Raw genomic sequence first — 17,300 nt, 5'->3', positions numbered from 1 at the left:
ATACCAAAAATGATTCATCATCCACGGATGAAAGCTTCAAAACAGCGAAAACTGCATTTCTCTCTAGAGAGAAAGCTTATTTAATAACCTAATCAATTTTATCACTATGGAAATTAAAGGAATTCACAAAGCATCGCTCCAGCACATGGAGCACTTCCAGTTTGCCAGCCACGTGGCCGCCCTCTGCGACGAAGCCAACATCGAACTCGTGAACGCCGTGCTCGAACCTCTCAAACAGGCCATTGAGCAGGAGGACAAGGCGCTCAATCTGCCCCGTCAGGAGGAGGGAACCAAGGAGCTCGAACAGCTCGACCGCACGCGCGACCAAGCCTACCGAGCCCTGCAACTGCTCACCGAACTCCACCTGCAAGCCGACGACAGCGCCACGCAAGCCGCCGCACAGCGCATCAGTGAAGTGCTCTCGCGTTATCCGAAAGTGATCCAGTCGGAATACGACAAGGAGAGCGGCATGATCAAAAACCTCCTCACCGACCTCAAGGCGCCCGCCATGGCCGCCCATCTCACGAAGGTTTCCGCCGCGCCCTACCTCGACCGACTCGAGAAGGCCAACAAAGCCTTCGACCAGCGTTACCGCTCGCGACTCAAATCCGCCATCCCCACCGGCACCTACGACATCAAGGCCCTCCGAGCCGCCACCGACAAAGCCCTGCAGCCCACGCTCGCCAAACTGCCCGAACTCATCGCCCACTACAACGCCCTCGTCGAGAAGCGCCGCACCACGCTCGCCCACCGCGCCGCCACCACCCAGACCGCCCGCGACAAGCGCCGCGCCGAGTACGACGCCCTCCTCAAACCCGCCTTCCCCGCCCTCGAACAGCAGCTCGGCCTGCCCGCCGGCAGCCTCTCCTTTACGGGCAAGACCGAGGGCACCGGCGCCCAGCGCCACTACCAGTTGGCCGTCAAGGACCAGACCGGCCCCGACGGCCAGCCCCGCACGCTCTGGGTGGGTCGCAACAAGAGCGGCTCGCTCTACCTCCACCAAACCCATAAGCCCGGCCAGTCGGGCAGCTCTGATCCCGGCAGCGGAACGGGCAGCGGCAATAAGCCCGCGGGCGGAGGCAAACCTGCAGGCGGAGGCAAACCTGCAGGCGGAGGAAATAAGCCGGCCGATAGCGGCGATCCCAACATCGCCACCGCGGAGGCGTGAGAGCGCGAGCACGGAGCCGTAATCGTGCGAGGATATCTCGCCGTAAGGAGGATTGAATCCCGCACGCGGAAAAAGGGGATAGTCCCGCTCCGCGCACGCCGAGAAAGGGAAGGACTCGCTCCGAGAAAGATTGAGTTGCGCGAGAAAAATCCCTCCGCTTCGCGCGAGAAAAGGAGAGCGCCCCGCGCTCCGCGTAAAACAAAAGCCCCCGCGCTCCGAGAAAAGGAGAGCACCCCCGCGCGGCCGAAATCCATATCCGTTTCTGGTAAGCGACTACATTTTTTTTTAAATCACTCTCTAATTCTGTGGCGCAAGGCTTGTTGAGAAACAGGGCTTGCGCCTTTTCCCTCTATTCCTGTGAGGAGAGTGAGAAGGGAGAGAGGTTTCCCCCTTGCTATTTTGCGGTCTTGGAATTTTATTGTAAATTTGTGGCAAATTAAACAAACCGCAATCATGAAACTGAAACAAGTCTTGGCAATGGCTATCCTATTGTCCTCTGCATGTGGCGCAGGTGCTCAGAAGTCCCCAGTAGATTATGTGGATCCGTTTATTGGAACTACCAATTTCAGCGTTTGTAACCCTGGGGCTCTCCGCCCCCACTCGATGATGTCGGTGGTACCGTTCAATGTGATGGGCTCCGATCTGAATGTCTACGACAAGGATTCCCGTTGGTGGTCTACTCCCTATCTCTACGAGAATAGATATTTCACGGGTTTTGCCCATGTAACCTTGAGCGGGGTGGGCTGTCCGGAGTTGGGCACGCTCCTGCTGATGCCTACGAGCGGAAAGTTGGAGGTGGATTATCGTCGTTATGGCTCGGAATATAAGCACGAGAAAGCCACGCCGGGATATTACTCCAACGAGCTTACAAAGTATGGCATTCGCTGCGAGGTAACGTCTACGATGCGATCGAGCATAGAGCGCTTCACCTTTCGCAAAGGAGAGGCTCACCTGTTGATGAATGTCGGAAACGGACTGACCAACGAGGTGGGGGGAAGCATTCGGCGCGTTTCACCTACAGAGATAGAGGGAACGCGTTTGGTGGGTACCTTTTGCTATAACTCACAGGCGGTTTTCCCTCTGTATTTCGTGATGCGTGTAAGTAAGGCTCCTAAGGAGGCGGGATTCTGGAAGAAGCAGCCGCAATTGGCGGGAGCCGCCGCCGAATGGGATCACGACAGCGGAAAGTACAAGATTTATAAAAATTATGGGCGTGAACTATCCGGCAATGAAATCGGCTACTACTTCAGCTATGATGCTGAGGAGGGAGAGCAGTTGGAGGTACAGGTCGGTGTGAGCTTCGTTTCTACGGCCAATGCTCGAGAGAATCTGGAAAAAGAACAACAGGGCTTCGACTTTGAGAAAGTCTGTCGGGAGGCTCGTCAGGCCTGGGAGAAAACCCTAGGTGTGGTTACTGTCGAAGGTGGCAGCGAGGCGCAGAAGAAGATTTTCTATACAGCACTCTATCATACACAGATACATCCCAATGTGCTTCAGGATGTAAACGGCGAGTATCCCAAGATGGAGAGTGCGGAGAATGGCATTACCTCTGGTAACCGCTATACGGTCTATTCGTTATGGGACACCTATCGCAATGTACATCAGTTGGAGACGCTTCTCTATCCGGAAAAGCAACTTGACATGGTGCGCTCCATGATCGACATGTACAAGGAGTGGGGCTGGATGCCCAAGTGGGAACTTTATGGAAGGGAAACGTGGACGATGGAGGGAGACCCTGCCATTCCCGTTATCACCGACACCTATCTGAAAGGACTGCGCGATTTTGATATCCACACGGCCTATGAGGCCTTCCGAAAGAGTGCCACCCTCCCAGGAAAAGACAACCTGATGCGCCCTGATATCGACGGTTATATCCAGAAAGGATATGTCCCCATGGGTGTCTATGCACAGGATAATTCCGGCGACAATAGTGTTTCCCATGCCTTGGAGTACTATATCGCCGACCATGCCTTGGCAGACTTGGCTCTGGCTTTGGGGCATAAGGAGGATGCAAGGCTTTTCCGCCAACGCAGCCTAGGATACAAGAACTATTATTCAAAGGCCGATGGAACGCTGCGCCCGAAGAAGGTCGATGGCTCTTGGCTGTCGCCTTTTAATCCGGAAGACGGGGCTGACTTTAGCAATGCACCAGGATTTCATGAGGGATCGGCATGGAACTATACTTTCTATGTGCCGCACGATGTCTATGGTCTTTCCAATTTGATGGGAGGGAAAAAGGCTTTTGTCGATAAGCTACAGATGGTTTTTGACAAGGGGTTATATGATCCGGCCAATGAGCCAGACATTGCCTATCCCTATCTCTTCGACTATTTCAAGGATGAGGAATGGCGCACACAGAAAGAAACCTACAGGCTACTGAATAAATACTTTACGGATAAGCCTGATGGAATTCCCGGCAATGACGACTGCGGGACGATGTCGGCGTGGGCACTCTTCACCATGATGGGCTTTTATCCCGACTGTCCCGGAAGTCCTTACTATTCGCTTACGGCTCCGGTTTTCGAAAAGGTTACCTTGCATCTTGACAAGCGTTATTATCCAGAGGGAGATGTTGTGATTGAGGCTGTGCATCCAGAGAAAGACTCGCATCTTATCCAGAGTATGCAGCTTGGCGGAAAAAAGCTGACCAGATATCGCATCTCACACGATGAATTTGTAAAGGGCAGACGATTGAAATTCAACTTGAGATAAGCCCGGATTTTAATAATTAATGCAATGAGGAAACTTGCAATATTATTAATTGCTTTGGCTTTTGTCTTTACGGCAGATGCTCAGGATCATGATATTTTCAAGCCTTACAAGGAGTCGAACCTGCGTTTACCTTCGAATCCGATTCTCATGAATGACCCTTACTGGTCTGTCTGGTCGCCGTTCGACCATCTTTACGATGGCTTTACGCAACACTGGGCACGCTATAAGAAACCGTTGAATGGTATCCTGCGCGTAGACGGGGTAAATTATCGCTTCATGGGAGCGGAGCCGCGTGAAATTCTCGAGACCATTATTCCCGCTGGCGACGAAGAAGGTTATGACGCGCTCTATACCCGCGAGAAGCCAGATAGCAACTGGACCTCTGTAGACTTCGATGCCAAGGGTTGGCAGCAGGGGAAAGGTGCTTTTGGCAGCGAGGGCAATACCGGGGTTCGTACCCTTTGGAAAGACTATGATTCTGATATCTGGATTCGTCGTGTCGTGAGTTTCAAGGAGGAAGATTTCAGGCAAAACCTTTATCTCGTACTTTCTTTCGACGATGACATGGAGGTTTATGCCAATGGGAAATTGCTTGTAAAGTCGCCCTCTTCTTATGGCATGGGGGTGAGCCTGAAACTCAATGACGGCCAGAAATCGCTCCTGAAACCGGGCGAGAATATCATAGCCTTCCATTGCCATAACGGTAAAGGCGGTGCCATGGCAGATGTGGGCTTCTCCAAGGATATTGCCCCGAAGGGGTATCAGGAGCAGAAAGCCCGCCAGTTGAGCTGTAATGTGATGGCTACGAGCACTTATTACACCTTCCGCTGTGGTGGTCTGGATCTCGACCTTGTATTTACGGCTCCGATGCTCATTGACGACCTCGATATGCTTTCTACCCCCATTAACTATATTTCCTATCAAGTCCGGTCGAACGACGGAAAGGCTCACCAGGCGAGGCTCTTTATCACCACGACCCCACAGATGGCACTTAATAAGAACGACCAGCCCACCGAGAGCAGCCTTATCACAAAGCATGGAGTACAGTATCTCAAGACAGGAACCATTGAGCAGCCTTATCTTGCGAAGGCCGGAGACAACATTTCCTGCGACTGGGGGTACTTTTACCTCTGTGGAATCAATGGAAAATTGACGCTTGGCAGCCAGACGGAAATAAGAAATAATCTTATAGTGGGGGCTAAATATGCCGACGGAAGCCGCCTGATTCGCAACTACAAGGCTTCTACGATGTCAGTGCTGGCCTATGAGCACGACTTCGGGACGACCGTCCGGGCATCGAGCTACACGATGGTAGGCTACGATGAGGTCTACGACATGGAATATATGTTCGAGCGTTACAAAGCCTATTGGACGCATGGAGGCAAGGTTTCCATCTTCGATGCTTTCGATAAGTTCAAGACGCAATATGCAGAGATGATGGCCAAGGCCAAAGTTCTTGACAAACGAATCTATGACGACGCACTGAAGGCGGGCAATGCACACTATGCCGAGATACTCTCCGGCTCTTACAGACAGGTGCTGGCAGCGCATAAGCTTTTTAAGGACAAGGAGGGAAACCTGCTCTATTTCTGCAAGGAGAACAACTCCAACGGCTGCGTGAATACCGTGGATCTGACCTACCCTTCGGCTCCTCTTTTCCTGCTTTATAACCCAGACTTACTGAAAGGGATGATGACGAGCATCTTCGAATATTCGAAGAGCGGCCGCTGGAACAAGCCATTTGCTGCCCACGACCTCGGAACCTATCCCATTGCCAACGGCCAGGTCTATGGAGGCGACATGCCCTTAGAGGAGAGCGGCAACATGGTTATACTCGCCGCTGAACTCTGCCGGATGGAGGGCAACACCCGATATGTGGATCCTTACTGGGATATTGTTACTACTTGGGCCGACTATCTCGCCGAGAACGGACAGGACCCAACCAACCAGCTCTGCACCGACGACTTCGCCGGTCATTGGGCGCACAACTGCAATCTCTCCGTGAAAGCCATCATGGGAATTGTAGGATACGCCGAGATGTGCAGACTAAGAGGCGACCTGAAGGCTTATAATAAGTATTTTTCTAAGGCCAGGGAGATGGCCTCGAAATGGGAGAAAGACGCTCGCGAGGGAGATCATTACCGGCTGGCCTTCGACCGCAAGAATACCTGGAGCTTGAAATATAATATGGTGTGGGATAAGCTATGGGGGACAAAAGTGTTCTCCGGCAGCGTGATGAAGCGCGAAATCCCCTTCTACCTGAATCACTTGAACCGCTATGGAGTGCCCCTCGACAGTCGTAAAGACTACACCAAGACCGACTGGGTAATGTGGGTGGCGGCCATGGCAAAGAACCACGACGACTTCCTTGGCCTCATGGAGCCCGTATACAACTATGTCAACGAGACCCCCTCGCGCGTCCCGTTGAGCGATTGGAGCTATACCACCAGCGGCCGGTGGGTGGGCTTCAAGGCCCGTTCGGTGGTCGGTGGTTACTGGATGAAAGTGCTCATGGATCGTGAATTGTCAAAGAATAAATACCGGTAAATATGAAAAAAATATTAGCAGCATCGTTGCTGTTTCTTGCGCTGGGGGCAAAGGCAGCCAGCGACCCTGTCGACTATGTGAGTACATTGGTAGGCTCAGATTCCAAGTTTGCCCTGTCCACGGGCAACACCTATCCCGCCATTGCCATGCCGTGGGGCATGAACTTCTGGGTTCCGCAAACCGGAAAGAACGGAGACGGCTGGCAATACACCTATTCGGCCAATAAGATACGAGGCTTCAAGCAGACCCATCAGCCGAGCCCTTGGATTAACGACTACGGCGTGTTCTCGCTGATGCCAGAGACGGGCGCGCCTGTCTTCGACGAAGATAAGCGCGAGAGCTGGTTCTCGCATAAGGCGGAAGTGGCCACACCTTATTATTATAAGGTCTACCTCGCCGACTATGATGTGGTTACCGAGGTGGCTCCTACCGACCGGGCGGCTATCTTCCGGATTACCTATCCCGAGAGCGAGCAATCCTATCTCGTGCTCGATGCTTATCATCATGGATCCTATGTGAAGATCATTCCCGAAGAGAACAAGATCGTCGGATACACGACTTTCAACCATGGAGGCGTGCCCGACAATTTCAAGAACTACTTCGTGCTCGTCTTCGACAAGCCGTTTACCTATATGGCAACCGTCGATGACAGCGTCATCAACCCCCGAAGTCTGGAAACGGGCAACGAGCATGCCGGTGGAATTGTAGGATTTAAGACCCGTCGAGGCGAGCAGGTGCATGTGCGCGTGGCCTCTTCGTTCATCAGCTATGAGCAGGCGGAGCAGAACCTAAAGGAATTGGGCAACCTGACTTTTGACGAGGTGAAAGATCAGGGACGGAAGTGTTGGAATGAGACATTGGGTCGTGTGAAAGTGGAAGACGATAACATCGATCACTTGCGCACCTTCTATAGCTGCCTGTATCGCTCTGTGCTCTTTCCTCGCAGCTTTTATGAGATTACCGCCGAGGGAAAGGCCGTCCACTACAGCCCTTACAACGGAAAGGTGCTTCCGGGCTATATGTTCACCGATACGGGATTCTGGGACACCTTCCGAAGTCTTTTCCCGCTCATAAACTTGGTCTATCCCTCCATGGGGGAGAAGATGCAGAATGGTCTTGCGAATGCTTATCGTGAGAGCGGATTCCTGCCCGAGTGGGCTTCGCCAGGACACCGCGACTGTATGGTGGGGAATAACTCGGCCTCTGTGGTAGCGGATGCCTACCTGAAAGGGGTGCGCAGCAAGGCGGACGTGGAGACTCTTTGGGAGGCCGTGGTGCACGGAGCCAATGCCGCCCATCCGCAGATTATGTCTACAGGACGTGCCGGTGTGGACTACTACAACAAGCTCGGCTATGTACCCTATGATGTGAATATCAAGGAAAATGTGGCTCGCACCCTCGAGTATGCCTACGACGACTGGTGTATCTACGAGTTCGGAAAGGCGCTCGGCAAGTCGGACAAGGAGCTCAGGCCTTTCGCCAAGCGCGCCCTGAATTATCAGAATGTGTTCGACAAGCGCGTCAACATGATGCGTGGCCGCCTGAAAAACGGCGAGTTCCAGAGCCCGTTCAGCCCCTACAAGTGGGGCGATGCTTTCACCGAGGGCAACAGCTGGCACTGGACATGGTGCGTTTTCCACGATCCGCGGGGGCTCATCGATCTCATGGGAGGCAACGACATCTTTAACCGCATGATGGATTCCGTCTTCGTGGTGCCCCCTCTTTTCGACGACAGCTATTATGGAGGGGTCATTCACGAGATACGCGAGATGCAGATCATGAACATGGGCAACTATGCCCACGGCAATCAGCCCATCCAGCACATGATATATCTTTATGACTACAGCGGGCAGCCCTGGAAGGCGCAATACTGGATCCGGGAGGTGATGGACAGACTCTACAGCGCGACTCCTGATGGCTATTGCGGCGACGAGGACAACGGCCAGACCTCGGCATGGTATGTGTTCTCGGCCATGGGATTCTATCCCGTGTGTCCGGGCAGCAATGAATATGTGCTCGGGACTCCCTATTTCCGTCATGTAACGCTCAATCTGGAGAACGGAAACAAGGTGAACATCGACGCGGAGAATCTATCGCCGGTTAACCGCTATATCCACCAGATGACGGTAGATGGCATGCCCTCTGACAAGAACTTCCTCTTGCACGCAGACCTGCTCAAAGGTGCTGACATTCGTTACAGCCTTTCCGCAGAGCCTAATAAGCAGCGCGGTACGGCTGCCGGGAGCGCGCCCTACTCGTTCACGAAGACGCTGCGGAATGCGGCAAGGAAAACCAAGAGGCGGTAACGGAGTATCTCCTGTGAGGAGGACAACAATGCCGAAGGCGAAGAGACACCGGGAGAAACGGGCCTCTTCGCCTTTTTGTTGCCTGCCACCCATGGCCCCCGCTCGTCGTGGAAGTGGCATCCTGTGGTCGTGGAAACGGCCTTTTGTTCCCATGCTGACGGCTGTCTGTCGCCATGGAAGTGGACTCCCGAGAAAATACAAACGGTTTCTCGGAATAGTTTCAGCTACTGAAACAAGAAGTTTCAATAGCTGAAACTCCGTGTTTCAATGACTGAAACTTGAAGTTTCAACGGCTGAAACTTTTCCCTACAACAACTTTCTCTGAATGAGAATGTCTTTTCCAGATCTCATAATGATGGTTTTCATCCGGGCGGAATACTGTTCCCGGGAAGCCGGAGACCGCCCATGGCAGGGAACGGGCCAGTCTCTTCGCCTTCTTTTGGCTTTTATTTTCGGAAATCCTTCTTGTTTTTGTCGTTTTTTATTATCTTTGCACCGTCTATAAAAGACATAAGGACCTAACGATTATAAACTTAAACAAATCAATAAATATGGAACAAACACGGAACGGTAGCAAGGCTTACCTGTTTTCTATTGTGCTGGTCGCCGTACTCGGAGGCTTGCTTTTCGGCTATGACACGGCCGTTATCTCGGGCGCGGAGAAGGGGCTTCAGGCTTTCTTCTTGGGAGCCGGAGATTTCCGGTATTCAGAGTTCATTCATGGTTTCACTTCTTCAAGTGCTCTCATCGGCTGCATTATTGGAAGTGCTCTGTCGGGTCTCTTCGCCGGAAAGTTCGGTCGCAAGCGATCGCTCATATTCGCCGGTCTGTGTTTCTTCTTCTCCGCATGGGGGTCCATGATGCCCGAAAGCTATGTCCTGCCCGAGGGCGAGGCCACTTTCCAGTTGCTTCTGGTGTTCAACCTGTATCGTATTCTTGGAGGCATCGGCGTCGGTATGGCATCTGCCATCTGCCCGATGTATATCGGCGAGGTGGCTCCCTCGAACATCCGTGGCATGCTGGTGAGCTGGAACCAGTTTGCCATCATCGGCGGTCAGCTCATTGTCTATTTCGTCAACTTCCTCATTCTGGGCGAACACACCAATCCCGTCATCGAGTCGATAGGGCAGGGTGTGGCGCGGGTGATGCCGGGCAGCGACCCTTGGACCATTTCTGCGGGGTGGCGCTATATGTTCGGAAGTGAGATGGTGCCCGCCGGCCTGTTTGCCATTCTCATTTGTTTCGTTCCTGAGACGCCTCGCTACCTCGTGATGAGCGGGCAGGACGAGAAGGCGCTCGGCATCCTCTCCCGTATCAACGGGACGGTCGTGGCACGGGAAATTCTCGCCGAAATCAAGGAAACCATCAGCGTGAAGACCGAGAAACTGTTCTCCTACGGATTCATGTGCATCTTCATCGGTATCATGCTGAGTGTCTTCCAGCAGGCCATCGGCATCAATGCCGTGCTCTATTATGCGCCCCGCATCTTCGGCGACATGGGTATGGACAGCCCCATGGTGCAGACGGTGATCATGGGTGTCATCAACCTTACCTTTACGCTCATCGCCATCTTCACGGTAGAGAAGCTGGGCCGCAAGCCGCTGCTCATCTGTGGTTCCATTGGTATGGCTGTCGGTGCCTTCGGCGTGGCGATCACTTTCGGTAATCCAGCCCTGTCGATGGTGTGTATGATTTCCATCATGGTCTACAGCGCAAGCTTCATGTTCTCATGGGGACCTATCACCTGGGTGCTCATTGCCGAGATCTTCCCGAATACCATCCGCGGCGCCGCCGTGGCCATCGCCGTGGCTTTCCAGTGGATTTTCAACTTCATCGTGAGTTCTACCTTCGTGCCGATGTTCAATATGCACCTCACGCCGGGCGACGATTTCGGGCACTGGTTCACCTACGGCCTATATGGCTGCATCTGCGTCGTGGCCGCTCTCTTCGTGTGGAGGCTTGTCCCGGAGACGAAGGGCAAGACTCTGGAAGACATGACCCGGCTTTGGAGAAAATAATCGTCTGTCCGCAACATGGGCAAAACGGAGAGAGAAAACACGGTCTCTCCGCTTTGCCCGTCTTGCGGTATGAGATGCCTGCATACTTCTGGCAGAGGGCACACTTTACTTCATGCGCAGGAACTTGGCTGCTGCCGCATCGCCGACCTTGTTGGCCTTGAGAATCTCGGGCAGATTGCGGTAGTTGGTCTTGAAGGCTTTCACCAACTCGTTGAAGCGATCGGGGTAGTACTGCAAGGCTTCACCGAGAGACCCCATGGTGCCCAGTTCCTCGTTGAGTACGATACCAGCATTGCTATATTTCAGCTTGACGATGCCTTTGCGTACATGTCTCATCTGTGCCTGCAGGCCGTCGGTTACATCGACGGCATCCTTGGGATAGGTAATGGCAATGGTCTTTTCCATGGCACAGTCGGTTTGCGGCACATCGATGATGAGTGCTAAGTTCTCGCCGTCGTACTCATATTTTTTGGCTTCTGTTCCGTTCACGCTAACTTGCTCGGGAATGGCTGAAGCCAGCACTTTTACTTTGAATCGTCGTTGTGCCGGCATGTCCTTGTAGCTGCCTTTGCGGGCTCCTATCCTCACGGTCAGCATGTTGCCGGAACGCTCCGAGGAGAGTAAGGTCGTGGCATAGTTGTCCTCGTAGTCCTTGTCGTTGCCGTTGTCTTCATACATGCAGAATTCCCCCCGCTGACCGGGGAACACGCTTACGGTGATGGAATTGTCGTTGCTCCGCAGGTTTTTCACCTCTTCATATTCGGGTATCACGGAACCGGCCTTGACATAAACAGGCGTCTCGTCCAACAGGAAGGTTCGAGTAACGGCCTGCCCGCCCTTGAGGAGGGTGCCTGTAGCGGTCTCAAACCAATCGCTGCCGGCAGGAAGCCATATCTGTTTCTCCGAGATGCCATCCCTGGCGGGAGCTGTAATGGGAGAGACCAGCATCTGGTCGCCGAACATATACTCGTCTTTGTAGTCGTAAGCTTCCTGATTTTCAGGGTAGTCGTAGTACATTGGGCGGCAGAGCGAGAGTCCCTCGTCATGGGTCTTGCGGGCCATGGTGTACACATAAGGTGCTATGCGATAGCGTTGCAGCACGATATTGCGCAGTATTTCGAAGTGCTCATTGTCAAAAAGCCAGGGTTCTTTCTTGAGCGCGGCCTGCTTGGTGGAGTGCGTGCGCAGGATGGGACTGAAGCTACCGAACTGCATCCAGCGCACATAGAGCTCGGGGTCGATGCCCGGTGCGCCATAATGTCCACCGATATCGTGGCTCCAGAAACCATAGAGCACATTGGAGGCGGTGGAGTTGAAGTAAGGCTGAAAGTCAAGAGAATTCCAACTGATATGTGAGTCTCCCGAGAAGCCTATTTGGTAGCGGTGGTTGCCCAGTCCGCCCCAACGGTGGTAAAGCATGGGACGAGTGTCTCGGTTACGCTCCATATCGGTGAATACGCAATAGTTGAGCCACCATGTGTTGCTGAGTTTCGGGAATTCTTCGTCGTTGCTCCGTTGCTGCCAGTCGAGCCACCAGAAGTCTACCCCCATCTTTTCCATGGAACGGAGCTGGGTGTTAAGCCATCCCGTCATAAACTGTTTACTGGATGCCTGCCATGGAATATCCCGCTTGGTGGCAGGGTCTATGCCCATCCACCTGGCCATTTCGGGGTAGTGCTCCTCGTAGGATTTGATGCCGTCGGCAGGGTGTAGGTTGAATGTAATCTGCAGATCATTTCCCTTGAGCCATTTCAAGAACTTGGCGGGGTCTGGAAACAGGCGCCTGTTGAATGTGTAGCCGGTCCAGCCACCCTTGCCTTTCTCGGTGTAGTGCCAGTCCATGTCGATGACAAGCACATCGAGCGGAATCTGATATTGATGGAACTTACGCACGAGGTCGCGCAGTTCCGCGTCGGAATATGACCAGTAGCGGCTCCACCAGTAGCCGAAAGCGTAGCGTGGAGGCAATGGTACTTTGCCCGAGAAGACGGTGAAATCTTTCAGCGCTTTCTTGTAGTCGTGCCCGTAGGCCATGAAATACCAGTCCTGCGTGTTGCCTTCCTCGTGGCGTTTGGCTATCCATGGCCAGTCGGAATGGTCGTATATATAGCCCTCGGAATCGTCGATAAGGGTCCATCCATTGCGTGAGAGCAGCCCGTCCTCAATGGGCATTGTGCGCTTTTCTGAAGTCTGGTAGTTGCCGTCATAGCCATCAAGGGTGCGATAAGTGCCTGAGAGGTTCTTGTCGTCTTTCTGTCCCGGTTTCCAGCTGAAAGGTTTTTGGGCTCCCTTTGCAGAGGTGATAGTAAGGTTGGAGGGCGTGAATCTTCCACTACCTTTTAAGTATCTGAGCACCATTTTGGCCGTTCTGATTTCCACCTGCTTGCCGCGATTGTTGACCTTATAGTCTACATGGGGATAGTCGCGATTAACCGCAATGAACGAGTGGGCATCCATGAACTTTCCATCGGGTACATACTCTAATCTTACAACACCATCCGTAATCATGGAGATGCGGACTTGCGAGTCTTGATAAGCTATGTTTTTTTGTGCGTTGGTATGTGGGGAAAACATCACCCAGCATAACATGGACAGTAATCTGAATTGATTTTTCATTTGGTTAGATTGTTGATATTTGCTTCAAAATTACGTCAAAAGTTTCAATGTGGCAAGATTTGCCGCTGATAATTTATAACTTTCTGCTTATTTTTCGTATAATCCGTAGTGCTTGCCTGACTTTGCACCTGCAAGTTGACTCTATGCGGGGATTAAAACAGAAACAGTCTTTGAAAAAATATTGGTCATTTGAGTAAGATATTCAAAAAGATTACCTATCTTTGCATAGGGTGCTACTATAGATAATTAAGTCTAATTAAAAATTAATGTTATGGCTACTACTATTATCTTAATTGAGCTGGCCTTAGTGCTTTTGTTTATCTTTATCGGCGCAAGAGTGGGCGGTATTGGGCTTGGTGTCTATGGTATGCTTGGCGTTTTTGTCCTTGTATATGGGTTCGGGCTGGCCCCAGGCAAAGCCCCAATCGATGTGATGATGATTATTCTGGCGGTGATAGTGGCCTCGGCGGCATTACAGGCATCCGGCGGTTTGGAATGGTTGGTAGGACAGGCAGCAAAGTTTCTGAAAAGGCATCCCGATCATATTACCTATTACGGCCCGCTTTGCACCTGGCTTTTTTGTCTTGTTGCGGGAACGGCTCACACCTGTTATTCCTTGCTTCCCATTATTTCAGAGATCGCACAGGCCAACAAGATTCGTCCGGAGCGCCCCGTGAGTCTTGCCACGGTATCAGCCTCACTTGGCATTACGGGTAGCCCTGTTTCTGCGGCTACGGCAGCCATTATTTCACAGGACTTTTTGGGTGGACAGGGTATAGAACTCGGTACGATTCTCATGGTATGTATTCCGGCCGGATTCATAGCAATTATGGTTTCGGCTTTCATCCAGAACCATTTAGGGAAAGAACTGGAAGACGATCCTGAATATCGCCGCCGTGTGGAGAAAGGCATGATCAATCCAGAGGAGGACCTGAAGAACCTTCAGGTGGCTGAGGATAATCCCGATCCGCATGCCAAGTATTCCGTATGGGCGTTTTTGTTCGGTGTTGCCGTAATCGTCCTTTTTGGCTTTGTTCCAAGTCTCCGCCCGGAAGGGGTTTCCATGTCGGAGACCATTGAAATGGTGATGATGAGCATTGCGATTCTCATCGTAGCGGTAGGCAGGGCGAAGCTTGCAGATGTTCCCAAGGGAAGCATCTTTAGTGCGGGCATCAATGCAGTTATAGCCATCTTTGGCATAGCATGGATGGGCTCTACATTCTATACCGGCAATGCCGAAGCCATCAATAATGCCCTCTCGGGGATGGTGGACGCTGTGCCGTTCCTCTTTGTAGTTGCCCTTTTTGCGATGAGCATCATGCTCTTTTCGCAGGCGGCAACTGTCATGACGCTTTATCCTGTGGGCATTGCGTTGGGCATCAATCCTCTGTTGCTCGTAGCCATGTTTCCTGCCGTGAACGGTTATTTCTTCTTGCCTAACTATCCTACCGAGGTGGCAGCATTAGGCTTCGACCGTACGGGAACTACTCATGTGGGCAAGTATGTGGTTAACCATTCTTTCCAGATCCCAGGCTTCGTAACGACTATTGTGTCGATTACCGTGGCTTATGTGATTACATTATTCTTATGAACCTTTAACTAACCAGATATAGCTAACTTACTATTAACTTAAATTTTTGTCTTATGAAAAAAAGATTTGTAATTCTGTTTTTGCTTTGCACGGTAGCAGCCTCTTTCTCGTTTGCAAAGCCACGAATCCGTATTATTGCTACGGGCGGAACCATTGCCGGCGTTAGTAGCGCGGCAACCTCCTCTGCCTATACTGCCGGCCAGGTGGGTATCCAGACGCTGATCGATGCCGTACCTCAGATAAAGGATATCGCTGATGTGAGCGGAGAGCAGCTTTGTAACATCGGCAGCCAGGACATGAACGATGCCGTATGGCTCAAGCTGGCCGTACGCATTAATCAGCTACTCAACAATGAAGGTTACGACGGCGTGCTCGTTACGCATGGAACCGACACGATGGAGGAAACAGCTTATTTCCTTTCCCTGACGGTTCACAGCGACAAACCTGTGGTGTTGGCAGGTGCGATGCGTCCCTCGACGGCAATTTCCGCCGATGGCCCGGCTAACCTCTATAATGGTATCGCGACGCTCGTAGACCCGTCTTCCAAGGGGCGCGGTGTCATGGTAAGCATGAACAACTCGCTCTTTTCCGCAAAGTCGGTGTACAAGGGACACACCACCGATCTTGACACCTTCAAGGGCGGCATCTATGGCCCCGTGGGCTATATCTATAACGGCAAGCCTATCTATGTAGACAATTTCTCTACTTGCAAGAATGGCATGGCCTCGGAATTTAATGTTACGGCCGAGACCAAGCTGCCTAAGGTGGGCATCGTCTATGGTTACGCCAACGCTTCTCCACTGCCTATGCAGGCATTCGTTGACGCTAAATATGATGGAATCGTATTGGCTGGAGTGGGTGATGGAAATTTCTATAAGGATGTGTTTGATGTTGCCGTGAAGGCACAGCAGCAGGGCATACAGATCGTACGCTCCAGCCGTGTCCCGACGGGGGCTACCAATCAGGATGCTGAAGTCGATGATGCCAAGTATCACTTTGTGGCCTCCCTCAACCTGAATCCACAGAAGGCTCGTATCCTGCTGATGCTGGCCTTGACGAAGACTCATGACTGGCAGAAGATCCAGCAGTATTTCAAAGAGTATTAAACAACGACCTTAACCCAAGAAATTATGAAGCGATTTATTGTGTTTACAGCAACTTTGACTGTAACTTTAGCTGTTTATGCCCAAGGCAACAACACGGGAATGGGCGGAAATGACGGAAACTATGAAAGTCTGGCCGAACGCGTGCTCAAACTTGAGAAGAAGACCGACGCTTTCAATGTATATTTTAACTATGCAGCCTCTTTTCAAGAGTTCGACAACGGCGATAAGTGGCTTTCCTCCTTCAGGAACAAGCAGGCTCGTATAGAAATCAAGGGTAACATCACCGACAAGTTAAGCTATCGTTTCCGGCATCGGCTGAACAAGAACAATACTGCCCAGAGCCAAGACAACTTCGCCAAGGCCACCGACATCTTGATGGTGGGCTATCAGCTCTCTGACCAGTTCGGCATCCAGGCGGGTAAGATGTGCCAGAACTGGGGAGGGTTTGAGTTCGACGAAAACCCTATGTATATCTACCAATACTCTGACATGGTAGATAACATGGATAATTTTATGGCCGGCGTGAACTTCTCCTACAGACCTGTTCCGACACAAGAGTTCGACCTCAATATTACGGATGCCAACAACGGAACCTTTGCGGATGAGTATGGCAGCGTTGTACGAACGCTTGAGAAAGGGGGCGATGTGAAGACCCTTGAGAATGCGAACCACCCACTCACCTTTATCGGCCTCTGGGCGGGCAGCCTGTTTGGCGACAAGCTGCAGACGCGTTGGTCTTATGGGATACAGACGCAGGCCAAGCACAAATACAGCCGGATGGTCGTCTTAGGACAAAAGCTGAATCTCCCCACATTCCAATGGTATCTTGACTATATGGGTGCTTTTGATGGCATGGACCGCCTGGGCATTGCCACGGGCGAGGCTTCTGACTATCTGAACGGCGCCACCCGGTTTGCCGATGTGCACTACAATTCGTTCATCACGAAGGCCAACTGGCAGTTTGCCCCACAATGGAATCTCATGCTGAAGGGCACCTATGAGACGGCAAGCGTAGAGAAAGTTGACGAACTGAAGAACTTCCGCAAGTCGTATATGTATATGGCCAGTGTGGAATACTACCCTGTAAAGTCTCAGGACTTCCGTGTTTTCCTGGCTTATTGCGGTCGTAAATTCGACTATAGCGACAAGGTTGCTTTGGCGGACTACAACACCAACCGCATAGAACTCGGGTTTATGTATCGTATCAAGGCTTTCTAAACAGAAACATTAATAAAA

At 52.0% G+C, this 17,300-nt stretch carries 9 protein-coding genes; 8 read left to right on the top strand and 1 reads right to left on the bottom strand.

What is annotated here, in order from left to right; translation table 11 throughout:
* Positions 1-106 precede the first annotated feature (106 nt).
* The 5 genes from C7120_RS03235 (at position 107) to xylE (ending at position 10,751) form a co-directional block, all read left to right on the top strand.
* Positions 107-1,168 carry a DUF6261 family protein gene (locus C7120_RS03235; protein ID WP_233247006.1) on the top strand — a complete coding sequence of 354 codons (1,062 nt, stop codon included), beginning with the start codon at positions 107-109 and terminating at the stop codon, positions 1,166-1,168.
* 453 nt (positions 1,169-1,621) lie between these two features.
* Positions 1,622-3,880 (top strand): GH92 family glycosyl hydrolase, encoded by a 2,259-nt coding sequence (locus C7120_RS03230; RefSeq protein WP_107620328.1) that lies wholly within the window; start codon positions 1,622-1,624, stop codon positions 3,878-3,880.
* A gap of 24 nt (positions 3,881-3,904) precedes the next feature.
* Positions 3,905-6,427 (top strand): glutaminase family protein, encoded by a 2,523-nt coding sequence (locus C7120_RS03225; protein WP_107620327.1) that lies wholly within the window; start codon positions 3,905-3,907, stop codon positions 6,425-6,427.
* A 2-nt stretch (positions 6,428-6,429) separates the two neighbouring features.
* Complete coding sequence (locus C7120_RS03220; RefSeq protein WP_107620326.1) at positions 6,430-8,733, top strand: GH92 family glycosyl hydrolase; 2,304 nt, start codon at positions 6,430-6,432, stop codon at positions 8,731-8,733.
* A gap of 551 nt (positions 8,734-9,284) precedes the next feature.
* Positions 9,285-10,751 carry a D-xylose transporter XylE gene (gene xylE, locus C7120_RS03215; protein WP_107620325.1) on the top strand — a complete coding sequence of 489 codons (1,467 nt, stop codon included), beginning with the start codon at positions 9,285-9,287 and terminating at the stop codon, positions 10,749-10,751.
* 105 nt (positions 10,752-10,856) lie between these two features.
* Here the strand turns inward: xylE and C7120_RS03210 are convergent, their stop codons facing one another.
* Positions 10,857-13,367 (bottom strand): TIM-barrel domain-containing protein, encoded by a 2,511-nt coding sequence (locus C7120_RS03210; protein ID WP_107620324.1) that lies wholly within the window; start codon positions 13,365-13,367, stop codon positions 10,857-10,859.
* A gap of 271 nt (positions 13,368-13,638) precedes the next feature.
* On the opposite strand from C7120_RS03210, the gene C7120_RS03205 reads away from it, so the two are divergent.
* The 3 genes from C7120_RS03205 to C7120_RS03195 are packed head-to-tail and all read left to right on the top strand — an operon-like array spanning position 13,639 to position 17,282.
* Complete coding sequence (locus tag C7120_RS03205) at positions 13,639-14,958, top strand: anaerobic C4-dicarboxylate transporter family protein (RefSeq protein ID WP_107620323.1); 1,320 nt, start codon at positions 13,639-13,641, stop codon at positions 14,956-14,958.
* Between the two features lie 53 nt (positions 14,959-15,011).
* The gene (locus C7120_RS03200; RefSeq protein WP_107620322.1) at positions 15,012-16,064 is read left to right on the top strand and encodes a type II asparaginase; all 1,053 of its coding nucleotides are present in this window, start codon (positions 15,012-15,014) and stop codon (positions 16,062-16,064) included.
* A gap of 24 nt (positions 16,065-16,088) precedes the next feature.
* Positions 16,089-17,282, top strand: coding sequence for a porin (locus C7120_RS03195; protein ID WP_107620321.1), 1,194 nt, complete (start codon positions 16,089-16,091; stop codon positions 17,280-17,282).
* Positions 17,283-17,300: the final 18 nt, after the last annotated feature.

The sequence above is a fragment of the Prevotella sp. oral taxon 376 genome (genome assembly GCF_003043945.1).
Classification (GTDB): domain Bacteria; phylum Bacteroidota; class Bacteroidia; order Bacteroidales; family Bacteroidaceae; genus Prevotella.
The sequence above is the reverse complement of the archived record's forward strand: the minus strand, read 5'-3'. Positions and strand labels throughout refer to the sequence as shown.